Below are 12,824 nucleotides of genomic sequence, written 5' to 3'. Positions count from 1 at the left end.
CCGCCATGCTCAAGCACATCGTGATGTGGAAGTTCAAGGAGCACGCCGAGGGCGCCGACAAGGCCACCAACCTGCTCAAGGCCAAGGCGCTGCTCGACGCCTGCGCGAAGCTGTCGCCCGGCACGCTGCGCTTCGAGGTGGCGATCGCCCAGCCCGGACTGGAAGCCACCTACGACCTGGTCCTGTACTCGGAATTCACCGACGCCGCCGCCCTGGCGGCCTATGCCGACCATCCGCAGCACGTGGCCCTGAAGCCATTCATCGGCGCGGTCCGCGAAGCCCGCCAGTGCATGGACTACACGATCTGAAACACAACCCGAACCCCGGAGACAAGCCATGACCGCACGCACCGTCCAGAAACTCTTCGACCTCACCGGCAAGACCGCCCTCGTCACCGGCGGCTCGCGCGGCCTGGGCCTGCAGATGGCCCACGCGCTGGGCGAGGCCGGCGCGAAGATCATGCTGAGTTCGCGCAAGGCCGACGACCTGGAGCAGGCGGCCGCCGAGCTGCAGGCCGCCGGCATCGACGCGCGCTGGATCGCCGCCGACTGCTCGAAGGAGGAAGACACCCGCCGCCTGGCCGACGAGACCCTGCAGCGCATGGGCGCGGTCGACATCCTTGTGAACAACGCGGGCGCCAGCTGGGGTTCTCCGGCCGAAAGCCACCCGGTCGAGGCCTGGGACAAGGTGATGAACCTCAACGTGCGGGGCTACTTCATCCTGTCGCAGCAGATCGCCAACGGCTACATGATCCCGAAGAAATCGGGCCGCATCATCAACATCGCCTCCATCGCCGGCCTCAATGGCAACCCGCCCGAGATGCAGACGCTGGCCTACAACACCTCCAAGACCGCGGTCATCGGCTTCACCCGCACGCTGGCTGCCGAATGGGGCAAGTACAACATCAACGTGAACGCCATCTGCCCGGGCTTCTTCATGACGAAGATGGCCGCCGGCCTCATCAAGTCGCTGGGCGAGGAGAAGATGGCCGCGCAGGCGCCTCTGGGCCGCCTGGGCGACGAGGAGGACCTGAAGGGCCCGACGCTGCTGTTCGCGAGCGACGCCGGCAAGCACGTCACCGGCCAGTGGCTGGCGGTGGACGGCGGCGTGAGCGTGGTGCTCGGCGCAGCTTGAAATGACCACCCCCAGCCTCGCCCACTTCGTGTGGCTCGGACACCCCCTCGAGGGGGCGCACCCTGCGGCCCGGCGAAGCCGGTTCCGCGGGAGCCCGCGAACGGGCCGCGCAGAGGTGCAGGAGGCTGGCAAACTGAAATGACCGATCAAACCGACGACATCAATTTCCGCTCGTACACGAGCCGCATCCCTTTCGCGCGCCACCTGGGCTTCGAGCTGACGAAGTTCGAGAACGGCGAATCGGAGATCCTCTACACCGCCAAGCCCGAGCACTTGAACACCTTCGACGTGACGCACGGCGGCGCCTGCATGACGCTGCTGGACATCACCATGGCCGCTGCCGCGCGCAGCATCGCGCCCGAGATGGGCGTGGTCACCATCGAGATGAAGACCAGCTTCATGCAGCCCTCGGTCGGCCCGCTGCACGCGCGCGGCACGCTCATTCACAGGACGGCGACGCTGGCTTTCACCGAGGCCAGAATCTACGACGAGCAGGAGCGCGTGTGCGCCCACGCCACCGGTACCTTCAAGTACGTGAAGCGCCGGCTGCCGACCGGCCCGGCCAGCGCCAACGAGATGCGCCCGCCCTCGACCGACTGACCCGACCCTATTTCTCCCCCGGAGCCTTCCATGCCCACCAACAAGCAGATCCACCTCGACAACCGCCCCGAGGGCGAGGCCATCGCCAGCAACTTCAAGCTCGTCACGGCCCAGACCCCCGAACTCAAGGACAACCAGGTCCTGGTGCGCCACCACTACATGAGCCTCGACCCGTACATGCGCGGGCGCATGAACGATTCCAAGAGCTACGCGCAGCCGCAGCCGCTGGGCGAGACGATGCAGGGCGGCACGGTCGGTGAAGTGGTGGAAAGCAAGCACCCCAAGTACGCCGTGGGCGACAAGGTGGTGGGCTTCGGCGGCTGGCAGGAATACAGCGTGGTCGATGCCTCGCAGCCCGGCGCGCTGAAGAAGGTCGACACCACGCACGTGCCGCTGTCGCACTACCTCGGCGCCGTCGGCATGCCGGGCGTGACCGCCTGGTACGGGCTGGTGAAGATCATCGCGCCCAAGGCCGGCGAAACGCTGGTCGTCACAGCCGCCAGCGGCGCGGTGGGCAGTGCCTTCGGCGCGCTGGCCAAGGCGCGCGGCTGCCGCGTGGTCGGCATCGCGGGTGGCGCCGACAAGTGCAGGTACGTGACGGACGAACTGGGCTTCGACGCCTGCATCGACTACCGCCAGCACCCCGATGTGAAGTCGATGAGCACCGCGCTCAAGGAAGCCTGCCCGAAGGGCATCGACGGCTACTTCGAAAACGTCGGCGGCTACATCTTCGACGCGGTGCTGCTGCGCGCCAACGCCTTCGCCCGCGTGGCGCTGTGCGGAATGATCGCGGGCTATGACGGCCAGCCGCTGCCGCTGGCCAACCCGGCGCTGATCCTCATCAACCGCATGAAGATCGAAGGCTTCATCGTCAGCGAGCACATGGAAGTGTGGCCCGAGGCGCTGGCCGAGCTGGGCACGCTGGTGGCCACTGGCAAGCTCAAGCCGCGCGAGTCGATCGCGCAGGGCATCGAATCTGCGCCCGAGGCATTCCTGGGCTTGCTCAAGGGCAAGAACTTCGGCAAGCAACTGGTTAAGCTGATCTGATGCATCAATGAGCTGAACGCACGGCAAGGAGGCCGGCCATGCGCGCCGCGCCGGGCCGCCCCAAGCCAGCGCGCACCGCAGTGCAGAGCACGGAGGTATTCGAATGGACTCGACGCACGAGGTCTTCAACCAGCCCACGCCGCTGGTGGACTACAACCTCTTCGACACCAACCGGCCCCTGCGCGATGCGCTGAAGTTCAACGCGCCCGCGCTGCAGACCGCGCAGCTGCACGAACTGGGCGCAACCCTCGGCTCGGCCGGCATGCAGGCGCATGCACGGCTCGCCAACATCCACACGCCCGAGCTGCACACGCATGACCGCTTCGGGCGGCGCATCGACGAGGTGGAGTTCCATCCGAGCTATCACGCGCTGATGAGCGCCGCGGTGGGCGCCGGGCTGCACGGCACGCCGTGGACCGGCACATCGGCCTCGCCGCACGTGCTGCGCGCGGCTGGCTTCATGCTCTTCACCGAGCTGGAGCCGTCGATTCTCTGCCCCGTCTCCATGACATATGCCGTTGCACCCGCGCTGCGCGGCAACGCGGCGGTGCATGCCGACTGGGCGCCGAAGCTCGGCAGCCTCTGGTACGACCCGGCGCTCAAGCCCTTCAGCGACAAGCCCGGCGTGACCATGGGCATGGGCATGACCGAGAAGCAGGGCGGCTCCGACGTGCGGGCCAACACCACGCAGGCCGTGCGCGACGGCACCGGCGACGCCTGGGGCGAGCGTTACGCCATCACCGGCCACAAGTGGTTCTTCTCGGCGCCGATGTGCGATGCCTTCCTGGTGCTGGCCCAGGCGCCCGCCGGGCTCTCGTGCTTCTTCCTGCCGCGCGTGCTGCCCGACGGCTCGCGCAACGCCATCCGCATCCAGCGGCTGAAGGACAAGCTGGGCAACAAGGCCAATGCGAGCTCCGAGGTGGAGTTCCATGGCGCCATCGCATGGCTCGTGGGCGAGGAGGGGCGCGGCATCCCGCAGATCCTCGAGATGGGCACGATGACGCGGCTCGACTGCGCGCTGGGCACCAGCGGGCTGATGCGCCAGTCGCTGGCCATCGCGCTCAATCACGCCACGCAGCGCATGGCCTTCGGCAAGGCGCTGATCGAACAGCCGCTGATGAAGAACGTGCTGGCCGACCTCGCACTGGAGAGCGAGGCCGCCACCGCGCTCGCCATCCGCCTCGCGAGGGCCTTCGACAACCAGTCCGACGAGCACGAGCGCCTGATGGCCCGGCTGCTCACGCCGGTCGCCAAGTTCTGGATCTGCAAGCGCGGCAGCGCCTTCGCGCAGGAAGCCATGGAATGCCTGGGCGGCAACGGCTACGTGGAGGAGGGCGGCGAAGGCATCATGGCCCGCATCTACCGCGAGATGCCGCTCAACTCCATCTGGGAAGGCGCGGGCAACATCATGGCGCTCGACCTGCTGCGCGGCCTGCGCAAGGGCGACGCGGTGGCCACGCTGGCGAAGGAACTCGCACCTGCGCGCGGACATCACGCCGCGCTCGACCGGCTGGCCGATGCGCTGCCGGCGCGCATCGAGGCGATGGCTTCGGAAGCCGAGGCCCGCCGTCTCGCGCAGGACGTGGCGCTGGCCGTGCAGGCCGCGCTGCTGGTGCAGACGGCGCCGGCTGCAGTGGCCGGCGCGTTCTGCGCATCGCGCCTGGCCGGCGACTGGGGCAATGCCTTCGGCACGCTGGGCGCAGGCACAGATTTCGACGCCATCATCCAGCGCGCACAGCCGCGCTGACGCAACACGAACGACAACCCACGGGAAACACCATGGCCGACCTGATCCTCCATCACTACCTCACCTCGCCGTTCTCGGAGAAGGTGCGCCTCATCCTCGGCGCCAAGAAGCTGCCGTGGAAGTCGGTCTTCATCCCGCCGATCATGCCCAAGCCCGACGTGGAGGTGCTCACCGGCGGCTACCGCAAGACGCCGTTCCTGCAGATCGGCGCCGACATCTATTGCGACAGCGCGCTCATCGCCGACGTGCTCGAGCATCTGCGGCCCGAACCCACGCTCTATCCGGAGCCTGAAAAAGGCATGTCGCGCATCCTCGCGCAGTGGGCCGACACCACGCTCTTCTGGGCCGCCATGGCCTGGAACCTGCAGCCCAGGGGCGCGGCGGAAGTGTTTGCCAAGGCGCCGCCCGAAGCCGCGAAGGCCTTCGGCGAGGACCGCGGCAAGATGAGCGCGGGCAACATGACCCGCCTGCGCCCGGCCGACGCCACCAGCGCCTACAAGTCGTACCTGCGCCGCCTGTCGGACATGCTCGACGAGAAGCCCTATCTGCTCGGCGAGGTGCCCAGCATCGCCGACTTCTCGGCCTACCACCCGCTGTGGTACACGCGGCGCATAGAGTCGGTCCGCACCATCCTCGACCTCACGCCCGCGGTGATCGACTGGATGGACCGCATGGCCGCCATCGGCCACGACGTGCCCGAGAAGTTCTCGAGCGAAGAAGCCATCGCGGTGGCGAAGGCCTCGACGCCGCATTCACTGCTGACCGACAGCACCTTCCAGGACGACCACGGCATTCCGCTGGGCACCGCAGTCACCATCCGCGCCGAGAGCTTCGGCCTCGAAGAGACGCCCGGCACGCTCGTGGCCGCCACGCGCACGCACTACACGCTGGAGCGCAGCAGCGAGCGCGCGGGCACGGTGCATGTGCACTTTCCTCGGATCGGGTATGTGCTGAAGAAGGCCGAGGGCTGACTCGCGTCACGCGAACGACAGCCGTTCTCCGCTTGAAGCGGTCCAATAGACGGCACAGAGTCAACCAAAGGAAAGCACCCAATGATTCAGGACTTCAAGGGCAAGACCGCCGTTCTCACCGGCGCGGGTTCGGGCTTCGGCCTGGAGTGCGCGCGCATCGGCGCCGCCCGCGGCATGAACCTCGTGCTGGTCGATGTGCAGCAGGATGCGCTCGACAAGGCCCAGGCCGAGATGGAAGCGGCCGGCGTGCAGGTGCTGGCGCGCAAGGTCGATGTGTCGGACGCGGCCCAGATGGAGGCATTGGCCGCTGCCGTGAAGGAGCGCTTCGGTGCGCCGCACTTCGTCTTCAACAACGCGGGCGTGGGCGCCGGCGGCCTGGTGTGGGAGAACACCGTGGCCGACTGGGAATGGGTGCTGGGCGTGGACCTGTGGGGCGTGATCCATGGCGTACGCCTGTTCGTGCCGATGATGCTGGAGGCTGCGGCCAAGGACCCGTCCTACCGCGGCCACGTGACCAACACGGCCAGCATGGCCGGCCTGCTCACGCCGCCCAACATGGGCATCTACAACGCCGCGAAAGCCGCGGTGGTGAGCCTTACCGAGACGATGTACCAGGACCTGAACCTCGTCACCGACCAGATCGGCGCGAGCCTGCTGTGCCCGTACTTCGTGCCCACCGGCATCACCAGCAGCGAGCGCAACCGTCCGAACGCGCCGAAGGAAAGCGAGCTCACCAAGAGCCAGCTGATCGGCCAGGCGATGAGCAACAAGGCTGTGAGCAGCGGCAAGATCACGGCTGCCGAAGTGGCCGCCAAGGTGTTCGAAGCCATCAGCGACAACCAGTTCTACGTGTTCAGCCATCCGAAGGCGCTGGGCAACGTGCGCAGCCGCATGGAGAACATCGTCTCCATCACCAATCCGGCCGACCCGTTCCTGGAGCGGCCCGAAATCGGCCAGAAGCTGCGCGAGCAGTTGCGCTCGGCCTGAGCCGGGGCGTTCAGCCGGCCTGCAGTTCGGCCACGAGCGCTTCGACACGGGCAAGCGCGCTGGCGATGGAGCGGTCGAGCAGGTTGCCGTGGTCTTCAGCGTGCTCGATCGCCACGCTGTGCACTTCGTTGAGCCCGAGCAGCGCCAGCGGGCTCGCGATGCCCGGCGTGAGCAGGTCCATCTGCGCCTGGAATCCACCCGGGCCGTAGCCGCTGCTGCCGCACGAGGTGAGCAACACCGTGCGGCGGTGTCGCTCGGCCAGCAACGGCACGTACGGGTTCTCGCGGGCGCGGTCGAAGTCGAAGGTCGAGCCGATGCGCACGATGTTGTCGATCCACGACTTCAGCGGCGCGGGCATTCCGAAGTTGTACATGGGCGCGCCGATCACCAGCACGTCGGCGCGGCGGAGCTCGTCGATCAGTGCGTCGCTTTCGGCGAGCACCGCGTGCATCCACGGCTCACGCTGCCCGGCCGGCGTATAGCCCGAGGCGATCCACTCGCCCGTGACGTTGCCGGGCGGCGCGGCGCCGATGTCGCGGTAGATCACTTCGTCGTCCGGACGGGCTGCCCGCCAGGTCGTCACGAAGTGATGGCTGAGGCGGCGCGAATGCGAGCCGTGGACATGCGTGCCCGAACGGCCGGGGCGGGCGCTGGCGTCGATGTGGAGCAGTGTGGTCATGGTGCAGTCCTCTTTGACATGAAAGGTTGGATGAAGAGAATTCAGCTGTCTGCCTGGCATGGAGAGAAATTTATCGGCGCACCGCTAAGGCGACAAACGATGATTTCTTTGCGTTGCTGAAAAATAAATTCATCCATGGCCAACCTTCGCCAACTCCCTCCGCTGGCGGCGCTGCGCGCCTTCGAAGCCGCGGCGCGGCATTGCAGCGCCAAGCTCGCGGCCAACGAGCTCTCGGTGACGCCCACGGCCATCAGCCACCAGGTGCGCCAACTGGAGGATTCGCTGGGCGTGGCGCTCTTCATCCGCCAGCCGAGGCAACTGGTGCTCACGCCGCAGGGCAGGGAACTTCAGGCGGTGCTCGGCGAAGCGTTCAACGCGATGGCGAACGCCGTCGCACGGCTGCGAGCGCCACCTGAGCGCATGGCCATCACGCTGTCGACCACCCCGGCGGTCGCGGCGCGATGGCTGCTGCCGCGCGTGAGCACGCTGCGCGCGCTGCATCCGCGGCTCGACCTGCGCATTCACGCGTCGCACGACGCGGTGGCGCTCGATGGCGTCACGGCCGACCTCGCGATCCGCTACGGACGCGGGCAGTGGCCGGGCATGGTGTCTGAAAAGCTGTTCGATAACGTCTTCGCGCCCGCGTGCAGCCCCGCGCTCAAGCTGCGCCGGCCCGACGAGCTGGCGCGGCACACGCTGCTGCACTTCACGGTGCCCGGCAGCAAGAGCCAGCCCGGCACATGGGCCGCGTGGCAGCAGGAAGCGCAGGTGCCGGGCCTCGACGTATCGGCGGGGCCGGTGTTCTCCGACGAGACGCACACGGTGTGGGCCGCGCTGCAGGGGCAGGGCGTCGCGCTGATGAGCCTGGCGCTGATCGCGGACGAACTGCGCGCGGGCAATCTCGTGCAGCCCTTCGGCCCGGAACTGCCGGGGTTGCCGTTCCATCTCGTCTGCCCCCAGGCCCGGCGCGACGAACCCGCCGTGGCGGCGGTGTTCGAGTGGGTGAGGGAGCTTCAGCCGCCCGGCGCGAATAGCTGACTTCGCGTGCAATGACTTTCGACACTGGTGGCGGCCGGTCCGGGCTTCTAGAGTCTGCGCGAGGATCGGGCGATGCCTTGCGGTGTACCGGTTGTTAACTATTACGCAGGCCGTCGAGCTTTGTTCGCCGGGCCTCTTCTCGCGCGCGAGGTTCGCGCAGTAATCCCTTAGCCCGGCCGGATCCTTTCCTTAACCTTCGGACACTTTCTTTGATGAAGGTCAGAAAAGGTTGCCCCGAAGCAGCCGGCCTTCTTCAGCGGACCCCATGCATATACGCGAGATATCGCGAAGAGGAGGACAGTCATGCGAACCCCGTTCCTGCGCGAAGGCAGCCCGGACGAACCAACCTCGGTGCCCGGGCGCGGCGCGGCGCTCAGGGCGCTGCTGCCGGTCGTGATGTGCTTCGCCGCCGCAGTGGGGTTCGTGCTGATGGCGCTGTTCGTCCAGAACATCGTGGCGGCATCGGTGTTCACCACGGCCGCCATCGTGTTCCTTGGGATCGGGCTGATCCTCGGCCTGAGCATGTGGGTCTTTCCGGGCCTGCCGCGCTAGATGCCCGGGCGGGAAGAAACCATGGCCGGCAAGCCTGGCACGGCTCCCATCCTTCGCATCGGCAGCTGGCGCCTGACCTTCATCGGCGCTGCGATCGGGCTGCTGATCGTGCTGGCCGTGCTCATGAAATGGATTGTCGAACTGCAGGTCGAGGCCGCGCAGGAGCGGCGCCTGAGCGAAGCCGTCGCGCGCGAGGCCGCGGCACGCTGCCATGAGAGGACGCCGCTTCAGGCGGTCAGGGAATGCCTGGCCGAGCTTGCCGCCGGCGCTGCCGCTCGTCCGCAGGAGCGCTGAGCGAAGCCGGTCAGTCGTTGCTCATCCACTGGCCGGAAGCCGGGTGCACGACGGCGGGCTTGCCGCCCAGCATGAGCGACTCCTCGTCGGGTTGCGCCGCGTTCTGTGCGGCCACGTCGAACTCGATCCGCAGCGCCTTCGCCACGGAGGCATCCTCGATGGGCAGCTCCCATGTCAGGAAGACCAGGTTGCAATCCGTGCCCTCCGCGAAGTCGGCCGCGTCGAAGCCGCTGCTGCCGCGCCGGATCACGGCATGAGGCTGGCCGGTGTCGAAGATCACCACCGTGCCTCGCCTCAGCGGGATGCGCCGGTCCGCGAAGGGAAAGTGCAGGTCCAGTCCCTTGTCCTCGCTCATGAAGAGATTGCAGAACGCCGCGAAGCCGTACCGGGTGCCGTCGTGGTGGTACTTCGCACCGCGGCAGGCCATCAGGGCGATGTCGCTGGAGGCCAGCACCCCGGGCAGGCTCTGCGCCTGCGCCCAGTCGGACGCGGCCTGGACGCAGAGCCGGTAGTCCGGCCAGCGCGCGCGGGCCCGTGCGAGGGGCAGGGGCTCCACGTCTCCGAGCTCCAGCGCGAGTTGCGAGGAAATCTCCCGGTCCCAGTCGGCGAGCAGGCGAGCGGGAGGCATGGGCACGTCCACCATGCCGGTCAGCACCACCTCGCTCACGCTGCGGCTGCGGAGGCGGTCGCCGCCGCTGTGGAAGAAGGAGATCAGCGCCTGGTTCATCGGTGGGCAGTGTAGTAAGCACGTCGCGCCTGTCGCCTGGACTGTCAATGACGGGATCATCCGGTTCCCCCGGAGGACGCCATGAGGAAAATCCGCGTTGTTGGCGCTCGGAAAATACCCTTAGGAATATTTGAGTACCAAAGAGTTAACATTTGGAGCAACATCAAGCAGACGAGGAGGCAGCACCCCATGGAGACGTATCCGACCCTGAGGCAGGCCACAGGCGTGGCCCGCACCCTGAGCAAGCACTCGTCCTGCACCATGGTGGTCTACCGCGTGACGGAGGAAAAGTTCGTGACCGCGCATCCGTCCGACACGGTCAACGGAACCATCGAGGCCGTCTACCGTGATGGCTATGTGGTGCCGACGCTGCTGAGCAAGACGCGCTGAGACGAAGCCGGACACCAGCTCGAGTTGCAGGCCTCCTTCGGGAGGCCTTTCTTCATTTCACGACGACGCGGGCACCGCCTGCATCAGCAGCGACAGCGCCTTGCGCAGGCTCGGGACCGACGAGCTTTCGCCCTTGTCGAAACCCAGGCGCACCACGACGAGGTCGTGCGAGGGAACGATCAGCACCACCTGCCCGCCGGCGCCGAGCATGTAGTAGGCCGAGGTCGGCACCGGCCATGTGCTCGTTCCGTTGAGCCAGAAGAAGCCGCCGTAAATCGGGCGCTTGTCGGCCGCCCACGTCGGCGCGAGCGTGCTCACGAACCTGACGTAGCCCTCGGGCAGGATGCGCTCGCCGTTCCACACGCCGTCCTGCAGGTACAGGTTGGCCAGGCGCGACCAGTCACGTGCCGACATGAAGTCGTAGCCCTGGCCCATGAAGTTGCCGTAGGGGTCGGTCTCCAGCGTCATCGTGCGGATGCCGATCTTGTCGAACAGGTTTCTTTGCGGGAACGACAGATATTCCTCGCCGCGTTTTTCCACGGCCAGCCGGATCAGGTAGTTCGCCAGCACCGGGTCGGTGTTGCGATAGCGGCCGATGGTGTTGGGCGGCCATTGCTGCGGCCGCGTGGCGGCGTAGTTGAAGATGTTGATGCGGCCCGTGTAGAAGTAGACGTGGTCGGGGTAGGTGCCGTTGGGGTCGAAGTCCGGATCGTCGGGCGCCTTGATGCGCAGGCCGCTCGACATGTGGAGGATGTCGGAGATCCTGATTTCCTTGCGCTTGTCGTCCGCGCCTTGCCATTCCGGAATGGGCGCGCGCTGGTCGAGCTGGTATTCGCCCTGTTTCATCAGCACGCCCATCATGGTCGCGGTCACGCTCTTGCCCATCGACCACGACTCCAGCGGCGTGCCCGGGCCGATGCCGTTCATGTAGCGCTCGCCGACGATGCGCCCCTTGTGCGTGACCACGAAAGCCGCCGTGTGGGCCTCGGGCAGCTCGAAGGCCGCGTCGACCGCCTGGCTCACCTTCGCGGTGTCGATGCCGGGCGGAGTGCCGCCAGGCATGACGTCGCCCATGGGCCATGCCTGGGTCGACGCGTCGGGCAGGGCGCTCTTGACCGCCACCGGCGTGAAGAACACGTCGTCCCTGCCCGGCGGCAGCGTGATGCAGCCCTGCGAGCCGTAGTAGCGGGCCGTCAGCGTCGGGCCGTTGGGAATGGTGATGCGGACTTCCTTCTTCGCGCGGTCGACCACCGGCGTGCCGACCTTCTTGCGCTGCGCGTAAGGGCCGGTGAAGTAGCCCACGCTCTCGGCCGCGACGGCGGGGTCGAGCCCGGTGATGAAGGCCGCCGAGCACATCGCCTTGGCGTAACCCGAGGTGTTGTGCTCCAGCGGATCGCCCGGCGGCGGCACGTACGGCGTGTCGAGTTCGTAGCTCCTGGCGCGCGCGATGAGGGCTTCACGCGCCGGCAGTTCGGGTGTGTTCGTGGCGGGCGGCGTGGTGCCGCCGGTGCCCAGTCCTATGCCTATTCCTCCACCTCCGCCGCCGCCCCCACCGCCGCCTCCGCATGAGGCCAAAACCATTACAAGAAGCGCGCCTGTCGCAATGGCAACGGGCACGCCGGCAAACCTCTTCATAGGGGGCTCCTCGCTTAGTTGTTGCCGGAGTCTGCGCGAAACCGGTAACAGACTGCAAGCCCGGTCTTCAGATTCCGCTCAGGCTGCGGTGGCCTGCGATGCGATCCACTCCCACACGGCGCGTAACGCCGGCTCGTCTTCCCTGCCGTTCGCAACGGCAAGAAAGTAGCTGCCCGTGTCCAGCACAGGCCCGAAGGGCTGCACCAGCGCGCCGCTGCGGAGTTCCTCGGCCGAGAGCGTGAGGCTCAGTAGCGCCACGCCGTGCCCGGCGAGCGCGGCCAGCATGGCGTGCGTCTCGTCGGAGAACGACAGGCCCGATGCCTTCATCGCGCGCCCCCTCGGCGGCGTGATGCCGGCTTCGCGGAACCAGCGCGGCCACACGGCTGGGGCGAGCGCCTGCGGCTGCCAGTCGCAGTGGATCAGCCGGTGCTTCGGCAGATCGGCCGCGTCCTTCAGGCCGAGCATCGGGCTGCACAGCGGCGCGTAGCGCTCGGGCATCAGCTCGCGCGACACCAGCCCCGGCCAGTTGCCGTTGCCGGAGCGCACCGCGATGTCCGCCTCGCCGCGCGCCAGGTCGACCAGCGTGTCGCTCGCATGCAGCCGCAGTTCCACACCGGGGCAGGCCTTGCGGAAGGCATCCATGCGCGGCAGTACCCAGCGCGCGGCGAAGGCGGTGTTGGTGCTCAGGGTCACGGCCTGCGAGGCGGAAGGGCGGCGCAGCCTGTCGACACCGGCCTCCAGCAGGTCGAAGCCTGTGCGCAGGTCGTCGAAGAGGCGCTGGCCAGGAGGCGTCAGCGCAAGCTGGCGCGTGAGGCGGCGAAAAAGCGGCTGGCCCAGCGCGTCTTCGAGCGCGCGCACCTGGTGGCTGATGGCCGATGGCGTCACCGAGAGCTCCTGCGCAGCCCGCTGGAAGCTCAGGTGTGCGGCCGCGGCCTCGAAGGCGCGCAGCGAGAGCAGCGCAGGCAGACGGCGCGGCGTGCGGACAGGTGAGCCAATCTCGTTCATCGGTGGAGAAATGATCGT

Annotated in this window: 15 protein-coding genes; 11 read left to right on the top strand and 4 right to left on the bottom strand. The window is 67.6% G+C overall.

Annotation, left to right across the window (positions count from 1 at the left end; translation table 11 throughout):
- Positions 1–5: 5 nt before the first annotated feature.
- The 7 genes from ABL838_RS16025 (at position 6) to ABL838_RS15995 (ending at position 6,486) form a co-directional block, all read left to right on the top strand.
- Positions 6–308 (top strand): Dabb family protein, encoded by a 303-nt coding sequence (locus ABL838_RS16025; RefSeq protein WP_019652558.1) that lies wholly within the window; start codon positions 6–8, stop codon positions 306–308.
- A 28-nt stretch (positions 309–336) separates the two neighbouring features.
- A complete protein-coding gene (locus tag ABL838_RS16020; RefSeq protein WP_418121151.1) occupies positions 337–1,134 on the top strand; it encodes an SDR family oxidoreductase in 798 nt (265 codons plus the stop codon).
- A 138-nt stretch (positions 1,135–1,272) separates the two neighbouring features.
- The gene (locus ABL838_RS16015) at positions 1,273–1,734 is read left to right on the top strand and encodes a PaaI family thioesterase (RefSeq protein ID WP_184637720.1); all 462 of its coding nucleotides are present in this window, start codon (positions 1,273–1,275) and stop codon (positions 1,732–1,734) included.
- Between the two features lie 30 nt (positions 1,735–1,764).
- On the top strand, positions 1,765–2,781 hold the full coding sequence (locus tag ABL838_RS16010; protein ID WP_418121150.1) for an NADP-dependent oxidoreductase: 1,017 nt from the start codon (positions 1,765–1,767) through the stop codon (positions 2,779–2,781).
- 103 nt (positions 2,782–2,884) lie between these two features.
- A complete protein-coding gene (locus ABL838_RS16005) occupies positions 2,885–4,528 on the top strand; it encodes an isovaleryl-CoA dehydrogenase (RefSeq protein WP_418121149.1) in 1,644 nt (547 codons plus the stop codon).
- A gap of 32 nt (positions 4,529–4,560) precedes the next feature.
- Entirely contained in the window at positions 4,561–5,499 is a 939-nt protein-coding gene (locus tag ABL838_RS16000; protein WP_369662239.1) for a glutathione S-transferase family protein, read from the top strand.
- Between the two features lie 81 nt (positions 5,500–5,580).
- Positions 5,581–6,486 carry an SDR family oxidoreductase gene (locus tag ABL838_RS15995; protein WP_126020128.1) on the top strand — a complete coding sequence of 302 codons (906 nt, stop codon included), beginning with the start codon at positions 5,581–5,583 and terminating at the stop codon, positions 6,484–6,486.
- Between the two features lie 10 nt (positions 6,487–6,496).
- Here the strand turns inward: ABL838_RS15995 and ABL838_RS15990 are convergent, their stop codons facing one another.
- On the bottom strand, positions 6,497–7,165 hold the full coding sequence (locus ABL838_RS15990; protein ID WP_418121148.1) for an FMN-dependent NADH-azoreductase: 669 nt from the start codon (positions 7,163–7,165) through the stop codon (positions 6,497–6,499).
- Between the two features lie 135 nt (positions 7,166–7,300).
- Here ABL838_RS15990 and ABL838_RS15985 point away from each other — a divergent pair, with 135 nt between their 5' ends.
- From ABL838_RS15985 to ABL838_RS15975, 3 genes are all read left to right on the top strand, one after another.
- Positions 7,301–8,203: a LysR substrate-binding domain-containing protein gene (locus ABL838_RS15985; RefSeq protein ID WP_418121147.1), complete on the top strand. Its 903-nt coding sequence runs from the start codon at positions 7,301–7,303 to the stop codon at positions 8,201–8,203.
- 303 nt (positions 8,204–8,506) lie between these two features.
- Positions 8,507–8,755 (top strand): hypothetical protein, encoded by a 249-nt coding sequence (locus tag ABL838_RS15980; protein ID WP_126020122.1) that lies wholly within the window; start codon positions 8,507–8,509, stop codon positions 8,753–8,755.
- A gap of 21 nt (positions 8,756–8,776) precedes the next feature.
- Positions 8,777–9,049 carry a general secretion pathway protein GspL gene (locus ABL838_RS15975; protein ID WP_240650500.1) on the top strand — a complete coding sequence of 91 codons (273 nt, stop codon included), beginning with the start codon at positions 8,777–8,779 and terminating at the stop codon, positions 9,047–9,049.
- A gap of 10 nt (positions 9,050–9,059) precedes the next feature.
- Here ABL838_RS15975 and ABL838_RS15970 read toward each other — a convergent pair whose 3' ends face one another.
- Positions 9,060–9,776 carry a hypothetical protein gene (locus tag ABL838_RS15970; protein ID WP_418121146.1) on the bottom strand — a complete coding sequence of 239 codons (717 nt, stop codon included), beginning with the start codon at positions 9,774–9,776 and terminating at the stop codon, positions 9,060–9,062.
- 189 nt (positions 9,777–9,965) lie between these two features.
- On the opposite strand from ABL838_RS15970, the gene ABL838_RS15965 reads away from it, so the two are divergent.
- Complete coding sequence (locus ABL838_RS15965) at positions 9,966–10,166, top strand: hypothetical protein (protein ID WP_126020114.1); 201 nt, start codon at positions 9,966–9,968, stop codon at positions 10,164–10,166.
- 57 nt (positions 10,167–10,223) lie between these two features.
- Here ABL838_RS15965 and ABL838_RS15960 read toward each other — a convergent pair whose 3' ends face one another.
- Together ABL838_RS15960 and ABL838_RS15955 are read right to left on the bottom strand one after the other, a co-directional pair.
- Positions 10,224–11,747, bottom strand: coding sequence for a serine hydrolase domain-containing protein (locus ABL838_RS15960; RefSeq protein WP_418121145.1), 1,524 nt, complete (start codon positions 11,745–11,747; stop codon positions 10,224–10,226).
- A 132-nt stretch (positions 11,748–11,879) separates the two neighbouring features.
- The gene (locus ABL838_RS15955; protein ID WP_418121144.1) at positions 11,880–12,806 is read right to left on the bottom strand and encodes a LysR substrate-binding domain-containing protein; all 927 of its coding nucleotides are present in this window, start codon (positions 12,804–12,806) and stop codon (positions 11,880–11,882) included.
- Positions 12,807–12,824: the final 18 nt, after the last annotated feature.

The organism is Variovorax sp. 160MFSha2.1, from assembly GCF_048305075.1.
Classification (GTDB): Bacteria; Pseudomonadota; Gammaproteobacteria; order Burkholderiales; family Burkholderiaceae_C; genus Variovorax; species Variovorax guangxiensis.
The sequence above is the reverse complement of the archived record's forward strand: the minus strand, read 5'-3'. Positions and strand labels throughout refer to the sequence as shown.